This window comes from Caballeronia udeis, assembly GCF_044909315.1.
Classification (GTDB): domain Bacteria; phylum Pseudomonadota; class Gammaproteobacteria; order Burkholderiales; family Burkholderiaceae; genus Caballeronia; species Caballeronia udeis_A.
In genome coordinates this window covers 14,830-40,007 of the sequence record NZ_JBIYEB010000006.1, presented here as the reverse complement: position 1 = coordinate 40,007, position 25,178 = coordinate 14,830, and the positions used below count along the sequence as shown (strand labels likewise).

22 protein-coding genes are annotated in these 25,178 nt (G+C 62.6%); 13 read left to right on the top strand and 9 right to left on the bottom strand.

The features are described from left to right. Positions 1 to 470: 470 nt before the first annotated feature. Positions 471 to 2,297 (bottom strand): bifunctional tRNA (5-methylaminomethyl-2-thiouridine)(34)-methyltransferase MnmC2/FAD-dependent 5-carboxymethylaminomethyl-2-thiouridine(34) oxidoreductase MnmC1, encoded by a 1,827-nt coding sequence (gene mnmC / locus ABH944_RS11795; RefSeq protein ID WP_404606064.1) that lies wholly within the window; start codon positions 2,295 to 2,297, stop codon positions 471 to 473. Between the two features lie 436 nt (positions 2,298 to 2,733). Here mnmC and ABH944_RS11790 point away from each other — a divergent pair, with 436 nt between their 5' ends. Then, positions 2,734 to 3,012 (top strand): HU family DNA-binding protein, encoded by a 279-nt coding sequence (locus ABH944_RS11790; RefSeq protein ID WP_031364544.1) that lies wholly within the window; start codon positions 2,734 to 2,736, stop codon positions 3,010 to 3,012. A 93-nt stretch (positions 3,013 to 3,105) separates the two neighbouring features. Here ABH944_RS11790 and ABH944_RS11785 read toward each other — a convergent pair whose 3' ends face one another. Together ABH944_RS11785 and ABH944_RS11780 are read right to left on the bottom strand one after the other, a co-directional pair. Continuing rightward, positions 3,106 to 4,272 (bottom strand): GTP-binding protein, encoded by a 1,167-nt coding sequence (locus tag ABH944_RS11785; RefSeq protein WP_404606061.1) that lies wholly within the window; start codon positions 4,270 to 4,272, stop codon positions 3,106 to 3,108. Positions 4,273 to 4,461: 189 nt separating this feature from the next. Beyond that, the gene (locus tag ABH944_RS11780; RefSeq protein ID WP_404606059.1) at positions 4,462 to 4,911 is read right to left on the bottom strand and encodes a lytic transglycosylase domain-containing protein; all 450 of its coding nucleotides are present in this window, start codon (positions 4,909 to 4,911) and stop codon (positions 4,462 to 4,464) included. A gap of 656 nt (positions 4,912 to 5,567) precedes the next feature. Here ABH944_RS11780 and gspD point away from each other — a divergent pair. From gspD to ABH944_RS11720, 12 genes are all read left to right on the top strand, one after another. Continuing rightward, entirely contained in the window at positions 5,568 to 8,027 is a 2,460-nt protein-coding gene (gene gspD, locus ABH944_RS11775) for a type II secretion system secretin GspD (RefSeq protein ID WP_404606057.1), read from the top strand. Then, positions 8,024 to 9,511 carry a type II secretion system ATPase GspE gene (gene gspE / locus ABH944_RS11770; protein WP_404606055.1) on the top strand — a complete coding sequence of 496 codons (1,488 nt, stop codon included), beginning with the start codon at positions 8,024 to 8,026 and terminating at the stop codon, positions 9,509 to 9,511. Before gspD ends, gspE begins: the two co-directional genes overlap by 4 nt. Before the next feature lie 6 nt (positions 9,512 to 9,517). Continuing rightward, on the top strand, positions 9,518 to 10,735 hold the full coding sequence (gspF, locus tag ABH944_RS11765) for a type II secretion system inner membrane protein GspF (RefSeq protein WP_404606053.1): 1,218 nt from the start codon (positions 9,518 to 9,520) through the stop codon (positions 10,733 to 10,735). A 13-nt stretch (positions 10,736 to 10,748) separates the two neighbouring features. Next, on the top strand, positions 10,749 to 11,162 hold the full coding sequence (locus tag ABH944_RS11760; RefSeq protein ID WP_404606051.1) for a type II secretion system protein N: 414 nt from the start codon (positions 10,749 to 10,751) through the stop codon (positions 11,160 to 11,162). 199 nt (positions 11,163 to 11,361) lie between these two features. Then, positions 11,362 to 11,838 carry a type II secretion system major pseudopilin GspG gene (gene gspG, locus ABH944_RS11755; RefSeq protein WP_404606049.1) on the top strand — a complete coding sequence of 159 codons (477 nt, stop codon included), beginning with the start codon at positions 11,362 to 11,364 and terminating at the stop codon, positions 11,836 to 11,838. A gap of 49 nt (positions 11,839 to 11,887) precedes the next feature. Next, positions 11,888 to 12,394 (top strand): GspH/FimT family pseudopilin, encoded by a 507-nt coding sequence (locus tag ABH944_RS11750; RefSeq protein WP_404606465.1) that lies wholly within the window; start codon positions 11,888 to 11,890, stop codon positions 12,392 to 12,394. Continuing rightward, the gene (gspI, locus tag ABH944_RS11745) at positions 12,394 to 12,816 is read left to right on the top strand and encodes a type II secretion system minor pseudopilin GspI (RefSeq protein ID WP_404606047.1); all 423 of its coding nucleotides are present in this window, start codon (positions 12,394 to 12,396) and stop codon (positions 12,814 to 12,816) included. Before ABH944_RS11750 ends, gspI begins: the two co-directional genes overlap by 1 nt. Further along, complete coding sequence (locus ABH944_RS11740) at positions 12,794 to 13,483, top strand: PulJ/GspJ family protein (protein ID WP_404606045.1); 690 nt, start codon at positions 12,794 to 12,796, stop codon at positions 13,481 to 13,483. The genes gspI and ABH944_RS11740 overlap by 23 nt, the downstream gene beginning before the upstream one ends. Positions 13,484 to 13,485: 2 nt before the next feature. Continuing rightward, positions 13,486 to 14,622, top strand: coding sequence for a type II secretion system minor pseudopilin GspK (gene gspK / locus ABH944_RS11735; protein ID WP_404606043.1), 1,137 nt, complete (start codon positions 13,486 to 13,488; stop codon positions 14,620 to 14,622). 78 nt (positions 14,623 to 14,700) lie between these two features. Continuing rightward, complete coding sequence (gene gspL / locus ABH944_RS11730; RefSeq protein ID WP_404606042.1) at positions 14,701 to 16,002, top strand: type II secretion system protein GspL; 1,302 nt, start codon at positions 14,701 to 14,703, stop codon at positions 16,000 to 16,002. After that, entirely contained in the window at positions 15,999 to 16,502 is a 504-nt protein-coding gene (gene gspM / locus ABH944_RS11725; protein WP_404606040.1) for a type II secretion system protein GspM, read from the top strand. The genes gspL and gspM overlap by 4 nt, the downstream gene beginning before the upstream one ends. After that, complete coding sequence (locus ABH944_RS11720) at positions 16,499 to 17,290, top strand: type II secretion system protein N (protein ID WP_404606039.1); 792 nt, start codon at positions 16,499 to 16,501, stop codon at positions 17,288 to 17,290. Before gspM ends, ABH944_RS11720 begins: the two co-directional genes overlap by 4 nt. Before the next feature lie 79 nt (positions 17,291 to 17,369). Here the strand turns inward: ABH944_RS11720 and ABH944_RS11715 are convergent, their stop codons facing one another. From ABH944_RS11715 to ada, 6 genes are all read right to left on the bottom strand, one after another. After that, complete coding sequence (locus tag ABH944_RS11715) at positions 17,370 to 18,950, bottom strand: efflux transporter outer membrane subunit (RefSeq protein ID WP_404606037.1); 1,581 nt, start codon at positions 18,948 to 18,950, stop codon at positions 17,370 to 17,372. Between the two features lie 261 nt (positions 18,951 to 19,211). Beyond that, the gene (locus ABH944_RS11710) at positions 19,212 to 19,469 is read right to left on the bottom strand and encodes a hypothetical protein (protein WP_404606036.1); all 258 of its coding nucleotides are present in this window, start codon (positions 19,467 to 19,469) and stop codon (positions 19,212 to 19,214) included. 792 nt (positions 19,470 to 20,261) lie between these two features. After that, a complete protein-coding gene (locus tag ABH944_RS11705; protein WP_404606035.1) occupies positions 20,262 to 20,855 on the bottom strand; it encodes a hypothetical protein in 594 nt (197 codons plus the stop codon). A gap of 232 nt (positions 20,856 to 21,087) precedes the next feature. Further along, positions 21,088 to 22,707: a glutamate--cysteine ligase gene (gene gshA, locus ABH944_RS11700; protein ID WP_404606034.1), complete on the bottom strand. Its 1,620-nt coding sequence runs from the start codon at positions 22,705 to 22,707 to the stop codon at positions 21,088 to 21,090. A 254-nt stretch (positions 22,708 to 22,961) separates the two neighbouring features. Further along, positions 22,962 to 23,930: a DNA-3-methyladenine glycosylase family protein gene (locus ABH944_RS11695; RefSeq protein ID WP_404606032.1), complete on the bottom strand. Its 969-nt coding sequence runs from the start codon at positions 23,928 to 23,930 to the stop codon at positions 22,962 to 22,964. 56 nt (positions 23,931 to 23,986) lie between these two features. After that, positions 23,987 to 25,096, bottom strand: a complete 1,110-nt coding sequence (ada, locus tag ABH944_RS11690; protein WP_404606031.1) for a bifunctional DNA-binding transcriptional regulator/O6-methylguanine-DNA methyltransferase Ada — start codon at positions 25,094 to 25,096, stop codon at positions 23,987 to 23,989. Positions 25,097 to 25,178 lie beyond the last annotated feature (82 nt).

The window sequence follows — 25,178 nt, the reverse complement described above, 5'->3', positions numbered from 1 at the left end:
AACGGCGATTGTGCCATAGCTCCCGGCGACCCTTCTTCAATCCCATGACTGCTTAAACCGAGTGGTAACAATGGCTTCCGTCGAGTTTGGATACGGAAAAATCTACCTTTTAACAGGCCCGATCTCGTCGTCGTTTTGTCTGAAATAACGCGGGTTTTTCACTTTGAGTGCTGCCGATGACGACGGTTTTAAGGTTTACAAGTTTTGTTTATATATACGTAGTAGTAGTTAACAAGACCCGGCGATTTCTGTGGATAACTCTGTTTTCATCAACGTTTACAGAAGCTTGAAGGACGCATAAGCAGATAGCGAACGTGTGGGCGCCGGAGGGTGAACCCGGAACAACTTCGGCCGGATTCCTGACGCAATCGAGTTGTCCCGTTTACGCCCACAGCGAGTACACAGGTCATTTGCGCCAAATTCGACGGGTTATCCACAGGTTGCGGTGGATAGTTTTCGAGGCACGGTTTTCAGGTGAATTCGCCGTGTCTTAACGCACGCAGAAGGAAGCGTGCGGGGTCGATGGCTTCGGCCAGTTCACGCTCGACAGGCCACGGTTCCCCTTCGATTTGCGCCGCGATCAGCTCGGCGGCGAGCGTCGACCACACCAGCCCGCGCGAACCGAAAGCGAACGCGCCGTACAAGCCGGGTGCGCGCGGCAAATCGAGCGGCCATGCGCCGGAAAGACGAGCGGCATTGGCACGTGCGGTGGTCTCGTCGGCGAGGGCGCCGATCATCGGCATACGGTCACTCGTCACCGACCGGAAAGCCACGCGGCCTTCCAGTGTTTCTGATCGAGGTTCGAATCCGGCCAGGGCAGGCAGCATCATCGCGACACGTTCGAGGTTTTCGGTATGACCGGCGGCCTGGATCCGCATATTGATGTCGTCAATGTCGTAGGTCGCGCCGGTCAGCGTGCGATGAGCGCCGAGTGGCACAGCGTAGCCATCGCCGACGATCGGCACGCGCAGGCCATCCAGGGGACTTGCGTCCAGTAGCGTGAGCTGGCCGCGGACGCCACGCGTTGGGAGTCCATGAAGTCCGGCGATACGTTGCGCATCGCCGGCGTTGGCCAGGATCACGACGGGGGCTTCGGCGAGGGCGCGGCCGGTGGAGTCGAAGGCGGTCCATGTGCCGTTTTCCCGTTTGATACGCGCGACTTCCATGCCGAAGCGGGTCGTCAGTAAATCGCCCGCAACTGCGCATTGCGCTGCACATATCGCAGCGGGGGAAATCCAGCCGCCTTGAGGGAAAAACCATCCAGCGCGTGCGACGGGTTGACCGGCCAGACGGGAGGCTTCGTGTTCATCGACGGCTACGACATAGGACGGCGGCAGGCCGAATCGCTCGATTGCGGATGCGATTGCGCGCGCATCGTCGGTGGAATCCGCGATTTGCAGCAAGCCCTGGCCGCTGCGTCCCAGATTGTGGCCAGCGCGTTCGAGTTCCGACCATCGGTGCAGCGCGTAGAGAAATCCTGCGCGTGTCAGGCGCGCCGCAGTGCTGTCGTCGCGCCAGATGATCGGGTGGAAGACGCCCGCGGGGTTGCCGGACGCGTCGCGGGCGAGATCGTTGTGGCGTTCGATCAGGCTGACTCGCCATCCCCGCGATGCAAGGCGCTCCGTGATCGCACAGCCGGCAAGGCCAGCCCCGATGACGATTGCATCGCGCAGCGTTTGAACTTGGGAGTCCTCTATTGCCAATGCAAGCGGCGGTTCGTGGCGCCGTACCCGCCAGCGTGGAGCGAAGCGGGCGCTCACATAAGCGGCATCCGGGGTTTCATCGCAGATAAAACCTGCATCTTCCAGGGCGCGGGGAAGCTCGGGGTGCGCTTCGGCGCAGAGCGTCGCCTGATCTCCGGCGACACGCGCCAGCGCTTTTGCGACGTAGGCCAGCTTTGCATCGATATGCGATAGCCGCAGATAAAACGCATCGGCACGCAGCCAGATCTTCTGCAGCATGCTCTCCAACTCGCCGATAGCCAGCGTCAGGACCACGCGCCCGTTTTCAAACTCGAGCCGGTGCTGCCCGGCAACCCGCATGGGCCATGCATTGATCAGTAATTGGGAAAGTGTGGGCTGCTCAGGGAGTACATCGGGGAGGTCCATCGTCGTCGGCCGAGCGACCGCGACAAAATGCAGGCGTTCGCAGCGCTCTGGATCAGCGCGCCACGCGGCCCATGTTTCGATAAACAGTCGCCCGCCGTCGAATTCCGCCTGCAAAACCGTGAAATTTCGCCGTTGAGCCCAACGCGCGCGACTGCCAAGCACGTTTGCGAAGAAAAAGGAATGGGTCATACGAAAGGTTTGAAAGCAAACTGATGATATGACCTTCGCCGTGTATTTCCGATGCTGCGCTGCGTTCCCTTAAAGCTAATAGGGGCAAGGCTTAGCGCGTGATGCGCCGGATTGTCCGCCAACCGTTGGCAAAAACCAACGGAGGGTGAAAAGGACAGTACGAAAGGATTGCTTGCATGAAAAGGGCGTCGATAAGGGATTCCACTTGCGTCCAATCATGCGTAAATCTTCGAAACCCTTATCCCGCTTGGGTTTGCGCTGCGTTATGATAACAACCGCCGAGTAAGGAGGAGGCCCGGTGACCGGGGTGTGAGGGTTTGCCGGAATAGTGGGCCAGGGGGCTGGACCCGCGCCAGTACTCGACTGCAAGGCCCGCGCACGTATAATCGGCGCGTTCGCGCTGTTCGTGTCAACCTAAACTGATAAAGGAACCTTAATGAATAAACAGGAACTGATCGACGCCGTGGCCGCTCAGACCGGCGCCAGCAAGGCTCAAACCGGCGAAACGCTGGACACGTTGCTCGAAGTGGTCAAGAAGGCCGTCTCGAAGGGTGACGCCGTGCAGTTGATTGGCTTCGGAAGCTTTGGTTCGGGCAAGCGCGCAGCGCGCACCGGCCGTAACCCGAAGACCGGCGAATCCATTAAGATTCCGGCCGCCAAGACCGTCAAGTTCACGGCTGGCAAGGCATTCAAGGACGCAGTGAACAAGCGGTAAGTTGTAGCCGATTGTCAGTATATAACCCGCCTCCGGCGGGTTTTTTTTCGCTCGCGGGTTGCCGCGGGTTGTTCACCGCGAGGTGATGACAACCTAGTGCCCGTGCCCGTGGGCGCCGCAATCGCAATCATCCCCATGGTCGTGATGATCGTGGTCGTGGTCGTGCTCGTCTTCGTCCATCTCCCACGACGGAAACGGATCGGCAAGCAATCCCTTCGACGCTTGCGACCATTCGTCATCGGTGACGAGGCAGGCGTCGAAAGCCGCGTGCCAATGGGGTTCGTCCAGGCCGGTTCCGATCATCGCCAGTTCCTGCCGACGGTCGCCGATAGTCATATCGTCCGCATCGCCGAACCAGTCCGCGGCAATTTCAGCTTCCAGTTCCGCATCGCCGGTCGGCCATTCACTGCGTTCCTGCGCCGCCCACCACATTCCCGCGGGACCATGCCGCAGCGCGCCTCCCGCTTGCGATAGCGAGCCGCCAATATCGGTTCGCGTTGCCAGCCAGAAAAAGCCCTTGCAACGCAATACACCCGGCCATTCCTGATGCACCAGCGCCCATAGCCGCTCGGGATGGAACGGCCTGCGCGCACGATAAACAAATCCGCCGACGTCCAGGTCGTCGGCCGTCGGCGCCAGCGCCCAATCCGGATCGGCGTTCAGCATCGCCAGCCAGCCCGGTGCGCTCGAGGTTGCATCGAAGTCGAAGCGGTCAGTGTTCACCAACTCGCTCGCGGCTACCGCGCCTTGACGGGCATCGATCAACTCGGCGCGCGGATTGAGCGCGTGCAGGATGCGCCGGAGTTTGGCGAGCGCGGCGGTATCGACGAGATCCGTCTTGTTGATCACGATCACATCGCAGAATTCGATCTGCGCGATCAGCACTTCGACGACCGTCCGATCGTCGTGGTCGTCGTCGGCCAACCCGCGCTCGCTCAGCGAATCCGTCGACGCGTAATCGCGCGAAAAGCTGTCCGCGTCGACGACGGTCACGATCGTGTCGAGGTGCGCGACGTCGTTATCGAACACCAGGTTTTCAGCGATAACCTGCGGATCCTCGGTACCGGACGCTTCCACCACGATCGCGTCGAAGCGCGCTTCAGCGGCAGCGCGGCTGATTTCACCCGACAGGTCGTCGATGCGGCCGCGAACAACCGCGATGGCCGTGCCGGCATGATGCGCGAGCAAATGGTCGAGCAGCGTGGTCTTGCCTACGCCTGGCAAACCGGCAAGCACGGTAACGGGCAGGGGCTGATTCATCGCGTTTGGCATCGAAAGAGGGCGCGTAGTCGCGCGAGCGGCCGCTGAAAGCGGTGGCGCTTTCAAGAAGACCCGCCTGGAATAGCGGCGGGCTGGAACGCGGAATTGTGCATCAAACGCAGCTGGAACGCCGCGTCATGCGATGAAAAACAGCAAACATTGAACGAAACGAGGTGAAGCGAACCTGACTTAGCGCGATGCCGTCAGCAACTTCCACTTGCCCAGGATATTGATGATCTGTCTTGAGTACTGATCGCGCAGCGACGGTGTTTCGGAGTGGTACGCACCAACCGCCTGCCACGTGTTGCCATACTTGTTCATCTTCTGACGCAGATGCCACGCGGCGATATACACCGACTTGCACGGCTGCATCAGCGTGGTGGTCGAGATACCGTACTGTGCGAGCTGCGTCAGGTGGACGGAATTGATCTGCATCAGACCATAGTCGATAGAACCGTTCGCGTTCTTGTTCATTGCGTCCGGCTGATTGTGCGACTCTTGCCACGCAATGGCCCGCAAGATCAGCGGATTGACCTTTTGATACTTGGCGGCTTCGTCGAAACAGTCGGCGTGCGCGGGCGCGGCTGCCAGCAAGGCGCCGAAGCCAATCGCAAAGAGTCGCAAAAACATTCTCATCATGTTGGGTACCACCTGATCGACAGCGTGCCCCGGCATCCGCGGACTGCGGTGACGGCGTCGCTTCATCGGCAAAACCGGGTAACACCCGGTAAAACTAGGTAAGACTCGGTAAACACGGGAAAACCCACCCGCACTTTGCACATCCAGCGCGCCGAAGCGCTCGTATCATACCGGCAGACTATGGCGTTTTAAATCTGACCATCCGACATAGCCAAGGCATGTGACGCCAATTAATCCGAAAGGTTTTCGAAAGAAAAGGCAACTGGCGGCGTCCGTCTTTATAAGCGCATGAGTATCTGAATGACTCACCTGCACAGGCGAAGCGAACAAATATGACAATTTAAACCTTTTCTATATAGCGAAAGGGTCGAGTAAGGGTCAAGACGCCAATGGTTTTATCAGAGGATTTTTTTGGGATTTCTGACGTTTTATTATTTGAGGATCGTCGGCCAAAGATTAGTAGTTTTGTGACAAACCTGACACGAAAAGCTGCTATGGTTCACGTTTTTGGGATATGGCATTGCCCGGGCATCGGCCCTGGAAACGTCTGTTTTAAGCCTTCGTGATGTTAAAAGCGTCGAAAGACACGCAACACGACCGGTTTTCAGCAACGTGATCAGCAGGTCTTGACATCACACTCCATGAGAAGAAAACGTATGGCATTGCGTCGCGCCGCGATGGCTTTGCTGGTGGCTGGTCTTGTCACCACGCAAATAGCGCACGCACAGGTGACACTGAATTTTGTCAATGCGGATATCGATCAGGTTGCGAAAGCGATCGGCGCCGCTACTGGGAAGACGATCATCGTCGACCCGCGGGTCAAAGGACAGTTGAATCTTATATCGGAAAATCCGGTGCCAGAGGATCAGGCTTTGAAAACGCTGCAGTCGGCACTGAGGATGCAGGGCTTCGCACTCGTGCAAGATCACGGTGTGCTCAAAGTCGTGCCGGAAGCCGACGCCAAGCTGCAGGGCGTGCCGACCTATGTCGGCAATGCGCCCACCGCGAGAGGCGATCAGGTCATCACGCAGGTGTTCGAGCTGCACAACGAATCGGCCAACAACGTGTTGCCGATCCTGCGTCCACTGATCTCGCCGAACAACACGATCGCCGCGTACCCGGCCAACAACACGCTGGTCGTCACCGACTATGCCGACAACGTACGGCGCATCGCGAGCATCATCGCGGGCATCGACACAGCGGCGGGCCGGCAGGTTGAAGTGGTGCCGCTGAAGAACGCGAATGCGCTCGACGTGGCCGAACAGCTCAACAAGCTGCTCGATCCCGGCTCGATAGGCAGCACCGACGCCACGCTGAAAGTCACCGTCACCGCCGATCCCCGCACGAATTCGCTGTTGCTGCGCGCCTCCAGCAGCGCACGGCTCGCCGCGGCCAAGCAGCTTGCGCGCAGCCTCGACGCGGCGACCACGCAGCCGGGCAACATGCATGTGGTCGCCTTGCGCAACGCCGACGCCACGCGCCTCGCCAAGACTCTCCGCGCGATGATGGGCAAGGGAGGCGGCGACAATTCGTCTTCCTCATCGTCGTCGGGATCGGGTTCGTCGGGCGGTTCGGGTTCGTTTGGCCCGGGTGGTTCCAGTTCGTCCACCGGCACGAGCGGCTTGCCGCCGCTGCCGGGCGGGCTCGGCAGCAGCAGTTCGTCGTCGGGCAGCAATCCGATGGCAGGCGGCGGCCAGAGCAAGGACTCCGGCTTCGGCAATAACAACGACAGCAGTTCCAGCGATCAACCCGGCAACGGCATGATCCAGGCCGACACGGCCACCAACTCGCTGATCATCACCGCGTCGGACCCCGTTTACCGCAACTTGCGCGCGGTGATCGACCAGCTCGACGCGCGCCGCGCGCAGGTTTATATCGAAGCGCTGATCGTGGAGCTCTCAGCTACAACCGGCGCGAATCTCGGCATTCAGTGGCAGGGTGCGCTGCTTTCGCAAAGCGGCAACAACGGCATTTATGGCAGCTCGAACCTCGGCTCCGGGACGTCGAGCATTGTCGACCTCACCGCTGCGGGGTCGGTGATCGCTAACAATCCTGCCGCCCTTGCGGGTCAGACAAACATTCTCGCGCAGGGCTTGAACATTGGCCTGTTGCACAAGTTCGGCAACTTCTTCGGCCTGGGTGGTTTGCTGCAGGCGCTGTCGACATCGTCAGATGCGAACATCCTGTCGACGCCTAACCTCATCACGCTGGACAACGAGGAAGCGAAGATCGTGGTGGGTCAGAACGTGCCGGTGGTCACCGGTTCGTACGCCACGCCGACCGCCAATACGGGTACGTCGGTCTCCGCGTTCAATACGTTCGACCGGCGCGACGTGGGCGTGACGCTGCATGTGAAACCGCAGATCACGACGGGCGGGATCCTGAAGCTCCAGCTCTATCAGGAAGACTCCAGCGTCGACACCACCACGACCAACAATCCTGGCGGCGTGACGATCAACACGCGCTCGATCCAGTCGACCATCCTGGCGGACGATGGTGAAATCGTCGTGCTCGGCGGCTTGATGCAGGACCAGTATTCGACGAGCAACAGCAAAGTGCCGCTGCTCGGCGATATCCCCTGGATCGGCCAGTTGTTCCGCAGCGAAGCGAAGACGCGGACGAAGACCAACCTGATGGTGTTCCTGCGCCCGGTGATCGTGCGTGATCAGGCGACCGCCTCGCAGATCTCCAATGATCGCTACGACTACCTGCGCCAGCAGCAATACAACTCGATCTCCGATAACCGTGTCGAGAAGGATAAGGACGTGCCGGTTCTGCCGCCGGCGCCGATCGGCCCGAGCCAGGGCGGTGTGCCGGCGCAGAATCTGTTCGACTGGAACAATATGACACGCTCGCCGTCGCAGGGCGGCAGCGCGACGTTGCCGCAAGCGGCGCCGCCGAAGGTGCAGGACCAAGGGCAGTATCAAGGCCAGCAGCAATATCAGACGGCGCAGCCGCCGGGCCAATATCAAGGCCAGCAGCAGTACCGGACGGCGCAGCCGCCGGTGCAGGGTCAATATCAAGGCCAGCCGGCGAACGTGAACAACTACGCTGTGCCGAATAACTCGGCGCCGGCCGTACCGCTTAACAACGGCGATACGGGAGCGAAGCCGTGAGTACGCTGGGCGCGTCCGTAGCCAACGTTGCCACGAGCACGCCGTCGCCGCTCGCGGCACGGCTGATCCCGTACGCGTTCGCGCGGACCGGACAGATTCTGGTGGCGCACCAGCATGCGGACAGCATCGAAGTGTGGATCAGCGATAAAACCAGCGACGCCGCGCTCGCCGAAGTTGCACGTAACTTCGGCGCGCTTTCCATCGTGCGTTTGCCGGTGGCCGAACTCTCGGCTGCGATCAATTCGGCCTACTCGCGTAATGACGGCAGCGCGGCGCAGGTCGTGGGCGAAGTGGAAGGCGAAGTCGATCTGTCGCGGCTGATGCAGGACATCCCCGAAATCGAGGATTTGCTCGAATCTGAAGACGACGCGCCGATCATCCGCATGATCAACGCGCTGCTGACGCAAGCGGCGCGCGAGCAGGCGTCGGATATTCATATCGAACCGTTCGAGACGTCTTCGGTGGTGCGCTTCCGTGTCGATGGCACCTTGCGTGACGTCGTGCGCCCGAAGAAGGCGCTGCATGGCGCGCTGATCTCGCGTATCAAGATCATGGCGCAACTGGACATTGCAGAAAAACGGCTGCCGCAGGATGGCCGTATCACGCTGCGCGTAGGCGGCCGGCCGGTGGACGTGCGTGTGTCCACGCTGCCGACCGGTCATGGCGAACGCGCGGTGCTGCGTCTGCTGGAAAAAGATGCGCAGCGGCTGAACCTCGAAACGTTGGGCATGGCCCGCGACACGCTGGTTCATTTCGACAAGCTGATCGGCCGTCCGCACGGCATCGTGCTGGTGACCGGCCCAACGGGCTCGGGTAAAACGACCACGCTTTATGCCTCGATGTCGCGGCTCGAAACCGCCACCACCAACATCATGACGGTGGAAGATCCGATCGAATATGACCTGGGCGGGATCGGCCAGACGCAGGTGAACGAGCGTATTGGCATGACCTTCGCACGCGCGTTGCGATCCATTTTGCGGCAGGACCCGGACATCATCATGATCGGGGAAATCCGCGATCTGGAAACGGCGCAGATTGCGGTGCAGGCATCGCTGACCGGTCACCTCGTGCTGGCCACGCTGCACACGAACGACGCCGCATCCGCCGTCACGCGTCTCACCGACATGGGCGTCGAACCGTATCTGCTGGCGTCGTCGTTACTCGGCGTGCTGGCGCAGCGGCTGGTACGGCAGCTGTGCCCGGTGTGCAAGGAAGAGCGCTCCGAAGACGGCCACGTTCATTGGCATGCAGTCGGCTGCGACAAGTGCGGTCACTCGGGTTATGCGGGACGTCGCGGCGTGTACGAACTGCTGTTGCTCGACGATCCGATTCGCGCGCTGATTCACAGGAATGCATCGGATGCCGAAATTTTGACGGCAGGCCGGGAGCAGGGAATGCGCACGCTGCGCGAGGATGCAAACCGGTGGCTCGCGACCGGTGCAACGTCGCTGGAAGAAGTGCTGCGCGTGACGGGCGGAGATTAAACATCCATGCCGGCGTTTCGTTTCGAGGCAATCGATCAGGCGGGCAAGTCGCAGACAGGCGTACTCGATGCCGACAGCGCCCGTGCCGCCCGCAGCCAGCTCAGGACGCAGGGGCTGACGCCGCTGGTGGTCGAGGCGGCGGCTACTCGCACGCGCGGTGAGCGCAAGCAGCGGTTATCGCTGGGAAAACGCTTGTCGCAACGCGAGCAGGCCATTCTCACGCGACAAATCGCCAGCCTGCTGACAGCGGGTCTCCCGCTCGGCGAAACGCTTTCGGTGCTGACCGAGCAATCGGAGCGCGATTACGTTCGAGAGTTGATGGCCTCCATCCGTGGCGAAGTGCTCGGCGGCCATTCGTTCGCGAATGCATTGGCCGAACATCCGCGCGACTTCCCCGAGATTTATCGCGCGCTGGTGGCGGCCGGGGAACATACGGGCAAGCTTGGACTGGTGCTGTCGCGGCTCGCGGACTACATCGAACAACGCAATGCGCTGAAGCAGAAGATCGTGCTCGCGTTCACCTATCCCGCGATCGTCACGCTGATCGCGTTCGGGATTGTCACGTTCCTGCTGAGTTACGTGGTGCCACAAGTGGTGAACGTATTCGCCAGCACGAAGCAGGCGCTGCCGTTCCTCACCATCGCGATGATGGCGCTCTCCGGCTTCGTGCGGAACTGGTGGTGGGCCGGGTTGATCGGCGTGGCGCTGCTGAGCTGGTTCATCAAGAGCCTGCTCGCGCGGCCCGGGCCGCGCATGGCGTTCGACCGGTGGCTGCTCACCGCGCCGCTGCTCGGCAAACTCGTGCGCGGCTATAACACGGTGCGTTTCGCCAGCACGCTCGCGATCCTGACGGCGGCCGGCGTGCCGATCCTGCGCGCGCTGCAAGCCGCAGGCGAGACCCTCAGCAACCGCGCGATGAGCGCGAACGTCGACGACGCCATTATCCGTGTGCGCGAAGGTACGTCGCTGTCACGCGCGCTTGGTAACACGCGGACGTTTCCGCCCGTGCTGGTGCATCTGATCCGCTCGGGCGAAGCCACCGGCGACGTCACCACCATGCTCGACCGCGCGTCCGAAGGCGAAGCGCGCGAACTCGAACGCCGCACGATGTTTCTCACAAGCCTGCTGGAACCGCTGCTGATCCTCGCGATGGGCGGCGTCGTGCTGGTGATCGTGCTGGCGGTGATGCTGCCGATCATCGAATTGAATAATCTGGTGCAGTGAAGAAGCCCATCCCATGAATGCATTTCAGACCCGCCTGCTATCGCTCATCGCGTTCGCCATTTTCTGCGCGACGCTGACGTGGTGGGTCATCACCCTGAGCACGCACCAGAGCGCGCCGTTGCCCGCGGCGGCGGCAGGGCGCGCGCCGTCGGTGGAACAGGCCGCCACGTTGTTCGGCGGGCAACTGCAGCATCAGGAAAACCAGGACGTGCACCTGTTCGGGATCCTCGCGTTGCAGCACGGCGCGGCGGCGATCGTGAGCTATGGCGGTGAACCGGCGAAGGCTATCTCGCTGGGCGGCCCGCTGACGCCGGGGGTGACGATCAAGGAAGTGCGGGCGCGCTCGATCATCATCGATAGAAACGGGAAACGCTCCGAAATATTCCTGCCGCCGAACGCGGCCGGTCCGACCATTTATGTGCGCTAAAACCGCGCAGGATCAAAGGGACCGAACGGGCGACGCTTACGAAGTGAAATGCGCCCGAGCGGACCTATAGAATGCTTGCCTGCCCGCAACGACCGTTGATTGTTCCGACGAATGATCCGGCGAAAGCGGCGGACGGGCATCGAACACCATGTCGAGCCTGAGCGCTGTAACGACATCAATTGGAAAGGAAGATCAAATCATGCAAATGTGGATGAAGCGCCGCTACGAACTACAGACGGCGCAAGGTAGCCAGCAAACGCGTCGCCAGCGTGGTTTCACGCTGATCGAAATCATGGTCGTGATCGCGATTCTCGGCATTCTCGCCGCGTTGATCGTGCCCAAGATCATGAGCCGTCCGGACGAGGCGCGTCGGGTCGCGGCGAAGGCGGATATTGGCTCGATCATGCAGTCGCTGAATCTTTATCGACTGGATAACGGCCGCTATCCGACCCAGGAGCAGGGGCTGCGCGCACTGGTCGAAAAGCCGACCACCGAACCGGTCCCGAACAACTGGAAGGGCGGCGGTTATATGGATCGCGTTCCAGTCGATCCGTGGGGTAAGGAATATCAGTACCTGAACCCGGGCGTGCACGGCGAAGTGGACGTATTCAGCTACGGCGCCGACGGCAAACCGGGCGGCGAGGGCAACGACGCGGACATCGGCTCGTGGCAATAGGCTTTTTAGCCTCTCCTTGCGCCCTTAACAGAAGCCAATCGACGTGAACATGCAGCACGAGCAGGACTGTTCAGCACCCGAGGCGCCGCGCTGCGCGAAGGTGCGGCCGCAGGCCGGCTTTACGCTGCTGGAAATGCTGGTGGTGCTGGTGATCGCGGGATTGCTGGTGTCGCTGGCTTCGGTGAAGCTCACGCGCAATCCGCGCACGGATCTGAACGAGGAAGCGCAGCGTCTCGCGCTGCTGTTCGAATCCGCCGGCGACGAAGCGCAGTTGCGGGCAAGGCCTATTGCGTGGCTGCCGGTCGACGGCGGTTTTCGCTTCGATATCCGTACGGAAGACGGCTGGCGTCCACTACGCGACGACCTGCTGCGCCCGCGCCGCTGGGACGGCGGCGTGACCGGCGTGACGATCCAGTACGCCGGTTCCGATCAGACCGCGGGACGGGTGGTGTTCGGCACAGAAGCGATTGACACCCCGATGGAAGTGACGCTCGCGTCGGCGGTCGGCAGCGTGACGATTGTCGGCACCGGCAACGGCCGTTATCAGGTGCGCTGATGCCAACGCTCACGCCCGGCCCTCGTCACGGCCTCACACCCAAGCTCAAGCGCACGCGCGGTTTCACCATGATCGAAGTGCTTGTGGCGCTGGCGATCATCGCGGTGGCGCTGGCGGCGTCGCTCCGGGCGGTGGGCGCGCTTGCCACCGGCGAGGCGGATTTGCACCGGCGCCTGCTGGCCGGCTGGAGCGCCGACAACGAACTCGCGCGATTGCGGCTCACACATACGTGGCCGGATATCGGCACGCATACTTTCGATTGCTCGCAGGGCAATCTCAGGCTGACTTGCACCGACCGTGTGTCGGCCACGCCGAATCCGATTTTCCGGCGCGTGGAAGTTATCGTGGAATCGCCCGGGCTGGCCGGTAATCTCGCGCAAATGGTCATGGTGGTGGCAAATGAAACCAGCCGTTCGCTCTAGGCGGGACGTTCGCGGCGCGCGCGGCACTCGCGGCTTTACGCTGATCGAGATGCTGGTCGCGATCGCGATTCTCGCGGTGATCGCGGTGCTGTCGTGGCGTGGCCTCGACCAGATCATGCGCGGCCGCACGACCATTACGAACGCGATGGAAGATGAACGCGTGGTTGCTCAGTTGTTCGACCAGATGCGCATCGACGCCCGCCAGGCCGCTACCGACGACGAAGCCGGCCAGGCCGCGGTCGCTATCGGCGGGAACGGGTTGCAGATCGTGCGCGGTGTCTACGCGGCCGGCGTGGCGCCGCGCTTGCAGGTCGTGCGCTACCGGCTGGTCGACGGCGGGCGCGTGGTGCGCTTTGCGTCGCCGCCGCTCGGGAATGTGGGTGAAGTGCGCAGGGCGTTATCGGCGTCCGACAACTCGGACGGGTGGACCGCGATCCCGCTGATGGGCGGCGTCTCGACCTTCGCCACACGCGCCTACGTGCCCAAGGTCGGCTGGACGATGAGCATGGGCGACATCACTTCGCAAATCACGCAGAACGACAACAACCTGAAGGTGCCGCAGCTCGGCAATGCGCCGTTGCCGCGTGCCGTGACAGGTATTCAGATCGCGGTTGGCGCGCACAATCTGGCGCTGCCGATCACGCGCGTGTTTCTGATCGGAGAATGACCATGCGTTCTTCATCAGTTCACGCGAAACGGCTCAGGTCATCCAGACCCTCCAGGCATTTGCATCAGCGCGGCGTCGCGATCATCAGCGCGCTGCTGGTCGTGGCGTTGTCGGCGATCATCGTGTCGGGCCTGTTGTGGCGCCAGCAAGTGCAGGTGCGCCGTATCGAGAACCAGCGGCTGCTCGCGCAGGCGCAATGGATCTCGCGCAGCGCGCTCGACTGGACCCGCCTGATCCTGCGTTCCGAAGCCGATTCCGCGCCAACGGTCACGTATCTCGGCGGTGTATGGGGTGTGCCGATCGCGAAAACGCGGCTGTCGGACTTTCTCGGACAGATTGGCGACGTGCGGGCGCAGCAGGGTGCATCCACTTACCTGTCCGGAGTGATTGAAGACGCGCAGGCCAAGTTCAACCTGCGCAACCTGGTCTCCACGCCCACGCCCGGCTTGCTGATCATCAACGTGCAGGAGATCGCGTCGTTCCAGCGGCTGCTGACGCTGCTCGGGCTCGATGCGTCGCTGGCGAAAACCGTCGCGCTGCAGATTCGCGCCGGGCTGGCGCAATCGGCGACGCGGTTCCAGACGCAATCGACAACCGCTGCCGCGGCCTCGCCCGCCTCCACGATTGCCGCGATCGCGCAGGGCGGCGGAACGGGCGGCGGCAATTTTACCGACGACCCCGGTCTCGCCGATGCGGACAGCAGCGCGCCCGTTGCGCCGCTGCAGATGATCAACGTGGAGTCGCTGCTCGACGTCCCCGGTTTTTCGCCGGAAGCGGTGGAGAAATTGCGGCCGTTCGTGACGGTGCTGCCGACCACGACGTCGGTGAACATGAATACCGCTTCGGCCGAAGTGATTGCGGCGACCGTGCCCGGCATGTCGCTTTCGCAGGCGCAGGCGTTTGTCGCGCGCCGCGAGACCGTGTTTTTCCACGATGTCGGCAACGTGACGCTGGCGTTGACCGGCGCAGGCGTGAAAACCGATGGTCTCGATACGAGCCAGATGGACGTGACCACGACGTATTTCCTGATCCACGGCCGCGTGCAGCACGAGCGGGCGGAAGTCGACCGGACGACCTTGCTATATCGCGATCCGGCGACGCATACCACGCGTATTGTCTATGTTCGTGACCAGCTTTGATGCGTTTGGACGGGTTTCATTGAAACAACGTCGCAGTACAGTAAATAACTTTCGATTCAGAAAACAAGAGAGCGGCCTTTGAGCACATTGATCGTCCTACTGCCGCCGCGCGATCCGGCGGTGCGCTCGGAAGAGTGGAATTTGCCGGAGCTGCCGTTTTTGCTGCTCGACAAGCGCAACGTCACGCAGCGGTCCGGTCGTGCCGCGCTGTCGCTGCTGCCGCGTGCGAGCGCCACGGTGCTGATAGTCGCTGCGCGCGACCTGTTGCTGACCGCCGCGCAAATGCCGCCGCTGAAAGGGCCGCGCTTGCGCCAGGCGTTGCCCAACGTGGTCGAGGATCAGCTGATCCAGGATCCGCAGACCTGCCATATCGCCGTCGATCCGGTCGCGCTCGCGAGCGGCCGGCGGGTGCTCGCCGTGATCGATCGCGGCTGGTTCCGCTTTGTGCTCGAGGCGTTTGCGAACGCGGGGCATCGGAACGTGAAGGCCGTGCCGGCCATGCGCTGCCTGCCGCTGCATGAAAGCGCCGCCGACACCCCGAATCCGTTCGTCGCGGGCATCCTGGGCGACGTGCTGGCGACCGCCCCGGTATTGCTCGGCGGCGATACGCTCAGGCCTTCCGAAACTGCCACGTCGCGCGTCGAGATCGCGATTGCGCGCGGCGAGCACGCGGCGCTGGGTGAAGGCCTGGCCATTCCTGCCGATGCCGTGACCTCCACGCTCGGCGCGCTCGCGGGCGCCCAGCCCATGACGCTCTACACCTTGCGCGACGTTCCCGGCGCCGAGCCGCGCCTGGCTTCGTCACGGCCGGCGATTCCCGGCGCGCAGCCGCTGACGTTCGAAACCCTTGCTCGCAACGCGCTGACCAACCACTTTGACCTGTGCCAGTTCGAGTTCGCGGCGCAGCCGTGGCGGCTCGACCGCGCGACCATGCGGCGGTTGAAGCTGCCGGTGGCGCTGCTGGCAGGGGCGTTGGTGGTATCGATGATCGGCATCAACATCCAGTGGCTGCAGCTCGCCCGGCAGCGCGACGCGATCAACGCGCAGATGACCGAAACGCTCCTCAACACGTTCCCCAAAACCACGGTCGTGCTCGATGCGCCCGACCAGATGGCGCGTCAGCTCGACCGCTTGCGGCTGGTGTCGGGACAACTGTCGCCGTCTGATTTCCTCTCCCTCGCCGACGCCCTTGCCCGCGCGCTCGGCCCCATTCCCGTGAACGGCATTGCGGGGCTGGATTACCGCGACAGACACCTCGAAGTGACCTTCAAGCCGGAAACCAGAGTCGATCCGGGCTTGCAGAGACGCCTGGCGGCGAACGGGCTGGCCGGCGGTATCGACAGCAACACCGGCAAGTGGACCATCAGGAGCGCCCAATGAAACAAGCCATCATCGACACTTGGGGCGAGTTCTGGAACGCGCGTACCCAGCGCGAAAAAACCATCCTGATGTGGGGCAGCCTGGTGGCGGTCATCGCTCTGGTCTATCTGGTCCTGTGGGCACCCGCCTATGAAGGCCGTGCGCGCTTGCGCGACACGCTGCCCGCCATGCAGCGCCAGCTCGCGCAGATGACCGCGCAAGCCAACGAGGCGCGATCGCTCGCAGGCGGCGGGCAGGGTGTCACGCCGACCGGCGGTGCGCTGCGCGACGCGCTGGCGAAGTCTCTCGCCGATAACAACATGCCCCCGGCGCAAGTCCAGGTGGTTGGCTCGGGCGTGCAGATCCAGTTGAAGAACGCGTCGTTCCCGGAATGGACGGTCTGGCTCGACAGCGTCCGGAAGCAGTTCAAGGTGCAGGTCAGCGAGGCACACATCACGGCGCTGAAACCCGACGGCCAGGTGGATCTCACGGCATCGCTGCAACCGGCCCAGGTGCAATGAACTACGGCATGCGGCGGCTTCTCGCGGCGTGGCCGTGGTTCGTGGTGGCGGGGGTATCGGTGGTCGTGATGCTGGCCGTCATGCTGCCGGCGGCCTGGATCGTGCCGCAATTCGCGAAGTCAACGGACGGGCACGTGAATCTCGTCGATCCGGCCGGTTCGCTCTGGAAGGGATCGGCCACGCTGATGCTCGCAACCGGCGGCGGCGCGGGCGGTGTCGACGGCGCGACGCTGCTGCCGGGACGCATCGAATGGCGGACAGCTTTCTGGCCCTTGTTCAGCGGCCGCGTGCACATGGAAATGCGCCAGACGGACGCCATGCCGGATTCGGTTTTCGTCGATGCCGGTCTTTCCGGTTCGACGGTCTCACCGGGGGCGATTACCGTGCCGGCGAGCCTGCTCTCGGGCTTGGGCGCACCGTTCAACACGCTCAACATGGAAGGCAATGTGCGGCTGAGCTGGACTGAATGGCGCATGCTTGGGCACAACACGTATGGGCAGGCGACCGTGACGCTGGACGACATGGCCTCCAGCGTGTCACGCGTGAAGCCGCTGGGGTCGTATCGCGTGGTGTTTCAGGCGGAAGGCGAGGCGGGGACGATCAATCTGACGACGACATCAAACGGGCCGTTATTGCTGAACGGACAAGGGACGGTGTCGAAGACATCGAGCGCGTTCAACGGCTCGGCGACCACCACGCCGGAGGCACGCGAAAACCTGGCGGGATTGTTGAACCTGCTCGGGCGGCACACGGGACCGGATACCGTCGAGCTGACCTTCGCTCGATAAGGGTTCAGCGCCACTTCCCGAGCGGCGTTAGCCGTGACGAGCGTGGCGTAAGGTAATGGCGCAGGGACCCCGGCGCGTCTTACTCTTTGGCCGTACCCCCGTTGACCGCCGCAACGGTCGACGAACTCTGCGCGGGATTCAACGCGGCGCTCGACCCCTTCGCTGCAACGCCGCTTGCCGGAACCGGTGCGGCTGCGTCAGGTGCGGCTGCACTGCCGGTTTCCTGTTCCATTTGCGCTGTGTCCCAGCCGCCGCCGAGCGCCTTGATCAATCCCACCGACGACACCATCCGCTCCCCGGCAATATTCGCCAGCTTCTGCTCGGCGAGGAACGCCGTGGTCTGTGCGGTGAGGACGTTGATGAACCCGACGGTGCCCGACTTGTACTGATTGGTCACGATCACCAGCGCCTGCTGCGCCGACGCCACCGCCTGCTCCTGGATCCCGATCTCGTTGGCGAGAATTCTCTGCGACGCCAGGTTGTCCTCGACGTCCTGGAACGCGGTCAGCACCGTTTGCCGATACGTCGCCACGGCCGAGTCATACGACGCGCGCGCCGCTTCGGTCTGCGCGGCCCGCAAGCCGCCATCGAAAATGGTGGCTGCGATATCCGGCCCGAGCGTCCAGAAGCGCGATGGTGCGGTCAGCAATTGCGAGAACACGGAGCTTTGGAAGCCACCCGTTGCCGACAAGGTCAGCGTGGGGAAAAACGCCGCGATCGCCACGCCGATCTGCTCATTCGCCTGCGCGGCCTTGCGCTCGGCGGATGCAATGTCGGGCCGCCGTTCGAGGATGGCTGAAGGCAGTTGCAGCGGTACTTCAGGCGGCGTGGCGTCGAGCGGCGAGGACGCGATGGAGAACGTCGACGCGGGCTCGCCAACCAGCACGGCAATAGCGTGTTCGTACTGTGCGCGGGCGACGCCGTTATCAATAGCCGACGCTTGCGCCGATTGCAATTGCGTCTGCGCCTGGATCACGTCCGAACGGGCAGCCGTGCCCTGCGCGTACTGGTTCTGCGTGAGTTGCAGCGTGCGCTGATAGGCGGCGACGGTGTCATCGAGGAGCTTTTGCTGCGCGTCCAGCGAACGCAACTGGAAGTAGGTTTGCGCGAGCGTGCCTTGCGCCGAAAGCCGCGCGTTGGCGAGGTCGGCCGCTGCGCTTTGCTCGCCGGCGCGCTGCGCGCCCACCGTGCGGCTGACGGTACCCCACAAATCGGGTTCCCACGATGCATCGAGGGAAAGATCGTAACTATTGCCAATCGCCCCGCCGCTTGAGACTGAGCTGGACGAGCGGCTGGAGGAACGCGCCCGCGAACCCGTGGCCGATAACCCCAGCGTAGGGAAATACGCCGCGCGCGCCTCTGAAACCAGCGCCCGGGCTTGCCGGTAAGCCGCCGCGTATTGGGCAATAGTCTGATTCGACGCGTTCAGCCGCGTTTCGAGGTCATTCAACTGCGGGTCGTTATAAATCGCCCACCAGTTTCCACGATCCACCCGGTCCGACGGCTGCGCAACTTTCCAGCCTTCCGGCGCCTCTTTATACGATGCGGGAATAGCGGTGTCGGGGCGTTTGTAGTTCGGACCGACGGCACAACCTACTAGCGCCAGAACGAGCACGATAGCGGACTTGCGAGGAAAAACGGGGATTCGGGTGAACGGCATCTGCTCTGGATTCCTGTCGGAAGTTGCGTGCGCCCCGACGCGACGCGAAGCGCTTTGTGCAACCGGTCCGAGATGGTAACTGAACGCGCCTGAAGGGCGGGCGTCGGGCAGCCGTTAGGGTAACGGCTTGAAAGGAAGCTGAGTGTTACTGGCCGTTCGGATTCGGTTACGGGTCGTTACGCAACGCTCAGGCGTGGCGAAAGTTGCCCAAGTTGCCGAGTGGCATAAGAGCACGACCCGTCATGAACGGCACGGCAGATCTCAGGCGTCGCAGTGTTTCGGACGGCAGAGCAGCGCGGTTTTGGCCGGGGCGGGCTTGGCGGGTTTGCGGGGACGCCGGTTCTCGAACCACGCGGCACCCAGCACGACAAACGATCCACCCGGCAGCAAGAACACGATCACGTACAGCGCCAGCTTCCATGAGCTCAGGTTTGGCGGCAGGACGTGCAGCAAGGCGGCAACGAGCGAGTGGCCGAAGCGTCGGCCGAGGAGGAGGGTGGTTTGGGCAGCGCGGTTCATCGGGTAAATCCATTTGCGCACCGAATGTTTCGATGCTTTCAGTCGGTCAGAACATGGTCTCGGGTGGCGCTTTAGCGCGTAACTCGTTGCTTAGAATAATATTGACTATGCAATTGATTTTCAAGATGCATTCTTTAGCAAATATTTGCAGTGTTGTTTTTAAGTCGTGAGAGTGGCGCTTGCGCGGTATGGGTACAGGCTGGCTGGCGAATGGAGCGTGTTGTTTCGGTCCAGGGTCTCTCATCGCGGACGTTTTGCGCGCTGCGATCGAGAGTCCCTTGATGGACGACACGCGGCTTCTGAGCATGATGTGAATTCCTTTGGATGAAACCGGGAGACGCTGTCGCTTAAGCCTCGCAGCCTGTCGGCACGGGCTTTCCGGGGAATGTGCAGGGCAAGATCGCTTTGAATGAGATGTGCGGAGGGTATTGGACAAAGCGCGTTCGATCAGACACCGGCGAATGATGCCGGTGGGGGAAACGGTGTGAGCGTGCGGGATTCGCAGGGCGAATTTCCCTTAGGCGTTTCGGCCGCATGTCGCATGCCGACGCGTCGCATCAGGCAGCCCAAACTCGCGAAGTCGTGGGCCATTACCCTGCCAGATTAAAACAATGCCTATGCAAGGGTTTTGGCTATCGAGCCAATAGCAAGCATCCTGTCGATGCACTAAATAGTATGTAGCCGCCACATTTTCGCCGATTACCGCCCCAGTGCGTTTGCCTGATCGCATAAGCAAAGGCCGTGTCTCCGGAAGGAAGACACGGCCTTTTGCCGCAGCCAATCGATGAAAACCTACTGCGGTGTCAGATTCTGGCCCGATTGCCCCGGCTGATTCTCAAGCGTCGGCGGCATTGGCTGTACGGGCAGGTTTTGCGGCATCGGCCGGGAGGGCGGGGCGGGAGAAACCGGCGGCAACGCATTGCCGGACGCTGTCGCACCTCCCGGCGTGCCCATCTGCGATGGCCTGCCGCGCACGAACTGCTTGAAGTCCGCGCCGGCCTTCCACGGGTTCGGCTCGCAACCGAACATGTTGTCGCAATGGGCGGCGAAGCCGATCGTCGCGGTTCCTTCGTTGCTCGGGGTCTTGGTGATCTGGTACGCGAGGTCGCGTTTGCCCCCGGACGGGCCTTCGGTCTGGATGATCGAATCCGTAACGGTTTGCAGCTTGTATTCGGAGTGGTTGATTACCCAAACCTGGGCGCGCGCCCACCACGCGTCACATTCGGCCTTGTTCGTACACGTGAGGGGCGCCGTGGCCTGCTCCATGGTCTCACCGGCAATCTGGCCGCTTGTCGAGCAACCCGCCAGCAGGGCGATCGCTGCCACCACTGCACTCATCGCCGCCGTCCTGGTGAGGCTTGCGCTTTCCAGCAGGTGTTTTCTCATTTTTCTTACTTCCCTTGATGTGTGTTCTGGCTGGCCGAGCGTGCCCGGCCAGCTGCCAATCAGTCTGGTTCGTTGATACGTCGCTAATTTCAGACCCGGCACACGCGCACGCGTTTCCACGCGTTGCGCACTGTTGCAAAACAAGTAAGGGTTGCCGCTGCCGAGGCTGTGCGACGAGGAAAAAGCTGCTGGATTGCGATGGGCGCCGCTTTGGAGCCGGCGCTCAGCCGGTTCAAACGCTGATGCGGTTCAACGTGTAGGCACGATAGGCGCCGACGAAGGCATCGAACGAGCCGACTTCTTCGCGCTCAATTCTTGCCTGATCGGCCAGTGACTTTTCAGCAAGCGCCGCCATTTCGCGCTCAACTTGCGCGCTAAGCGGACGGCCGCGGAAGTAATCGGCGTGTTTTGCGCTGAGTTCGAGCGCAAATTCGTTGAAGCTTTGATGCCGCTCGCGCATGGTCGAAAGCACGCGGGCGGACGGGGTCAGCGAGACATCGGCCAGCCTTGCGCGCTGGGCCTTCAAGGCGACCCTGTATTCGTCGACACCATGCAGTGCGTCGAGCGCCTGCGCGACCGGTTCAATGGCGTCGAGCAACGAATTCGCCCAGCCCTGCATGGGGACTTCGCGGCCGTCGCGCGCCAGCGTCAGGCCGGGCTTGCGCCCTTCCTTCGTGATGCGCGCGAAGTTCTCGTTGGCTTCCTCGTTGGCGGCGCGCGGCAAAAGCGGGCTGTCTTCGATTGCGCAATACAGCAAGTACGCGTCCATGAAACGCGTGGTTTCCAGCGAAATACCGGTCGGCTCGAACGGGTCGATATCGAGGCAACGCACTTCAATGTATTGCACGCCACGCGACGACAACGCATGCAACGGCCGCTCGCCGGGTTGCGTGACGCGCTTCGGACGGATGGTCGAGTAGAACTCGTTCTCGATCTGCAGCACGTTCGTGTTGATCTGCACCCATTCGCCGTCGCGCTGCGTGCCCATGGCTTCATACGGCGGATACGGCTCGCTGACCGCTTTCGCGAGCGTGTCGAGATAACCATCCAGCGTGTCGTAGCTCGGCAGCAGCGCAGATTGCGCCGGGTTGTTCGTGTAGCCCAGGTCGCTCATTCGCAGGCTGGTGGCGTACGGCAGGTAACGCGTGGTGGCGTCGAAGGTCTCGAGCGTATTCGGGCGGTCGCGCAGGAACTGCTGGTTGAGCGCCGGCGATGCGCCGAACAAATACATCAGCAGCCAGCTTGTGCGGCGAAAATTCCGGATCAGCGCGAAGTATCGTTCGGACTGGAAATCGACGAGCGGTACGGCGCTGCGGTTATCGAGCGCGGCCCACGTGCGCCACACGTCTTCGTGCAGCGAATAGTTGTAGTGAATCCCGGCAATGCACTGCATGGTGCGGCCGTATCGAAGCGACAAACCGCGCCGGTAAACGTGCTTCAACATGCCGATATTCGATGTGCCATACCAGCCGATCGGGATGTCCTGATCCGCGGGGAGCACGCCGGGCATGGAGTCGTTCCAGAGCAATTCGCTGCCGAGATGCGCATAGGCGAAGCGATGCAAGTCGTCGAGCTGCTCGAGCGTGCGCGCCGCGTCGTGCTCGGCTGGTGTGATCAGTTCGATCAGCGCCTCGGAGTAGTCGGTGGTGATGAGCGGATGCGTGAGCGCCGAGCCGAACGTGCGCGGATGCGGCGTGGTGGCAAGCGTCCCGTCGCGCGTCACCCGCAGGCTTTCCTTCTCGATGCCGCGCAGCCCCTGGCGCAACGCGGCGCCCTGCGGGCCGCTGGTCAGCGCGGATAAGCGGCGCAGGAGAGCGCTGTCGGACGGAGATGAGGAATTCGTATTTGCCATTGCTGCGACGGTTGCGTGTCAGGCGCCGAACAGAATGCGCCGAACCAGATTTTTGGGTAGCGGGCACTTTAACATCTCAGTGTAAGACGTGCTTGAACCCTTGCCGGATAAGGGTTTGCGCGAATTCGAGCAGTTTGGAGCGCGGCTTGCAGCGACGGTTTTTCGATCGATGATGCGGGACCTTCGATTCGGCTGTGTAAGCGGCGGCGGGTTTCAAGATGCGCTCTGGGCGCCCCTTGCGGCGACGCGGCGTCTCACCCGCCTCTCGCCGATCCCGCCCGATCCGCGATCTCGTTCCACACATGCAGAGCAGCATACGCGCGATAGGGCCGCCACGCCTCGGCGCGGGCGCGCAGGGCGGCCGCTTTTGCCATCGAGGGATCGCGGGCGACCAGCGCCTGCATCAGGATCAAGTCGGTGCCGGGCCACGCGTCGGCATCGCGTAGTGCGCGCATTGCGACATATTCCACCGTCCATGGACCGATGCCCGGCATGGCCAGCAACGCGGCCCGCAGTTCGGCGCGGTCCGCATGCGGATCGTCCAGCGGCAGCGAGCCCGCTGCGACCTCGCGGGCGAACCCCTGCAATGCGGCCACGCGTTTGCCCGGCATGCCGATTTTTTCCAGATCGACCTCGGCCAGGGCTGCGGGCGTCGGGAAACGCCAGGCGGTGCCGGGGTGCGGGTGATCGGTCAGGGGTGTACCGGCGCGCTCGACCAGCCTTCCCACAATGGTCGATGCCGCTTTCACGCTGACCTGCTGGCCGACTATTGCACGCACGACCAGCTCGAAGCCGGACCACGCGCCGGGTACGCGCAACCCCGGCACGGCTCGCGTCAGCGGTGCGAACCACGGATCGCGGCCAAGATGAGCGGCGATGGCCGGCGCGTCGGCCTGAAGGTCGAACATGCGCGTAAGGTGTTCTCCAATTGGTTTCGCTTGACGGCTCGCCGCGCCTTCCAGCGTTGCGACGAGACAAGGTTTGCTGGCGTGGCGTGTCACGCTGAGCGTGCCCGAATCGCCGAGCCACTCGATTGCACGGCGATACGAACCGTCTTCCACCGCTTCGACGCCAAGCGTCGCACGCCCCGCGAAAAATCGCAGCACGCGGGGCCAATCGTAGGGTTCGACGTAGGGTAGCTGGATGCGGGTGGGTTTATTGTGTGGCAATTTAGGCGCGTTCGAAAACAGGGCGGATCGGGCGATCGGGGTGCTAACGGGCATCGTATCGTTTAAAGTAATTTAGATGCCACAAGCCCGGAAACCCGGCGAGCGCACCATCAACCCAGATCCTCCGTGCCAACGGTTTCAAGCGGCGCTGCCACCCGATGCTCTTTTTCCGCCGATAACAACGCGACCTTGCGCGCGGTGCCCCATCGATACCCCGCCAGCGCGCCATCCTTATGCACGACGCGATGACAAGGAATGGCAAGCGCCACCGGGTTCGACGCGCACGCATTTGCCACCGCCCGCACCGCCCTCGGCGACCCGAGCGTCTCCGCGATATCGGAATAGCTGCGCGTCTGGCCGTACGGAATCCTCTGTAACGCATCCCATACGCGCTGTTGGAATGCAGTTGCGCTGATGTCGAGCGGCAGGTCGAAGTGCTCTCGCGTGCCGCGCAGATAGGCGTCAATCTGCGCGATAAACGGCGCGAGCCGCGCCTGATCCTCGATCCGTTCAGCGTCCGACAACTCCTGCGCCAAATCGGCTTCGAGCGCGGCCGGGTTTTCGCCGAAAGCGATCTTGCAGATGCCCTTGGCCGTTGCCGCGACCAGCACGATCCCGAGCGCCGTCTGGGCCGTAGCGAAATGTACGACCAACCCGGCTCCCTTGCGTCGATAAGTCGACGGCGTCATCCCCAACTCGGCCGGCGCGGCGTCATACATCCGCGATGTCGAGCCGAAGCCTGCGTCGTGCATGGCGCGCGTCACGTCGTCGCCACGCTGGAGCGCGCCGCGCAGCGCATCCGCGCGGCGGGCGGCCTGGTATTGCCGCGGCGACACGCCGACCACACGTGAAAACAGCCGCTGCAAATGAAACGCGCTGACATGCACGGCGCGGCTCAATTCGGCAAGCGTGACGCGTTGTTGCGGGTCGGCGTCGAGCACCTTGCACGCCCGCTCCACAATGGCCAGCTCGCGCGACAGGCTGCCCGGCTGACACCGCTTGCACGCCCGATAACCCGCGGCTTCGGCTTGTTGCGGGGTATCGAAGAATTCGACGTTTTCACGCCTTGGCTGCCGCGACGCACACGATGGACGGCAGAACACGCCGGTCGTACGAACGGCATAGAAGAACTCGCCGTCGGCGCTTGAATCGCGGCTCGACAAGGCGTTCCAACGGGTTTCATCGTCGGAAAAAGTGGCGATACTGTGTTCGGTTTTCATCACAATCCTCGGTTTGCGAAGGGTACGTGACTACTTTAGAGGCGGACGTCTATAGGTACTCGCCGGATCTTGCTCTGTCATT

Bases quoted from the DNA above. Each gene is read 5' to 3' on its own strand.
- mnmC (WP_404606064.1), bottom strand. From the start codon at position 2,297: ATGACCCATTCCTTTTTCTTCGCAAACGTGCTTGGCAGTCGCGCGCGT.
- ABH944_RS11790 (WP_031364544.1), top strand. From the start codon at position 2,734: ATGAATAAACAGGAACTGATCGACGCCGTGGCCGCTCAGACCGGCGCC.
- ABH944_RS11785 (WP_404606061.1), bottom strand. From the start codon at position 4,272: ATGAATCAGCCCCTGCCCGTTACCGTGCTTGCCGGTTTGCCAGGCGTA.
- ABH944_RS11780 (WP_404606059.1), bottom strand. From the start codon at position 4,911: ATGATGAGAATGTTTTTGCGACTCTTTGCGATTGGCTTCGGCGCCTTG.
- gspD (WP_404606057.1), top strand. From the start codon at position 5,568: ATGGCATTGCGTCGCGCCGCGATGGCTTTGCTGGTGGCTGGTCTTGTC.
- gspF (WP_404606053.1), top strand. From the start codon at position 9,518: ATGCCGGCGTTTCGTTTCGAGGCAATCGATCAGGCGGGCAAGTCGCAG.
- ABH944_RS11760 (WP_404606051.1), top strand. From the start codon at position 10,749: ATGAATGCATTTCAGACCCGCCTGCTATCGCTCATCGCGTTCGCCATT.
- gspG (WP_404606049.1), top strand. From the start codon at position 11,362: ATGCAAATGTGGATGAAGCGCCGCTACGAACTACAGACGGCGCAAGGT.
- ABH944_RS11750 (WP_404606465.1), top strand. From the start codon at position 11,888: ATGCAGCACGAGCAGGACTGTTCAGCACCCGAGGCGCCGCGCTGCGCG.
- gspI (WP_404606047.1), top strand. From the start codon at position 12,394: ATGCCAACGCTCACGCCCGGCCCTCGTCACGGCCTCACACCCAAGCTC.
- ABH944_RS11740 (WP_404606045.1), top strand. From the start codon at position 12,794: ATGAAACCAGCCGTTCGCTCTAGGCGGGACGTTCGCGGCGCGCGCGGC.
- gspK (WP_404606043.1), top strand. From the start codon at position 13,486: ATGCGTTCTTCATCAGTTCACGCGAAACGGCTCAGGTCATCCAGACCC.
- gspM (WP_404606040.1), top strand. From the start codon at position 15,999: ATGAAACAAGCCATCATCGACACTTGGGGCGAGTTCTGGAACGCGCGT.
- ABH944_RS11720 (WP_404606039.1), top strand. From the start codon at position 16,499: ATGAACTACGGCATGCGGCGGCTTCTCGCGGCGTGGCCGTGGTTCGTG.
- ABH944_RS11715 (WP_404606037.1), bottom strand. From the start codon at position 18,950: ATGCCGTTCACCCGAATCCCCGTTTTTCCTCGCAAGTCCGCTATCGTG.
- ABH944_RS11710 (WP_404606036.1), bottom strand. From the start codon at position 19,469: ATGAACCGCGCTGCCCAAACCACCCTCCTCCTCGGCCGACGCTTCGGC.
- ABH944_RS11705 (WP_404606035.1), bottom strand. From the start codon at position 20,855: ATGAGAAAACACCTGCTGGAAAGCGCAAGCCTCACCAGGACGGCGGCG.
- gshA (WP_404606034.1), bottom strand. From the start codon at position 22,707: ATGGCAAATACGAATTCCTCATCTCCGTCCGACAGCGCTCTCCTGCGC.
- ABH944_RS11695 (WP_404606032.1), bottom strand. From the start codon at position 23,930: ATGCCCGTTAGCACCCCGATCGCCCGATCCGCCCTGTTTTCGAACGCG.
- ada (WP_404606031.1), bottom strand. From the start codon at position 25,096: ATGAAAACCGAACACAGTATCGCCACTTTTTCCGACGATGAAACCCGT.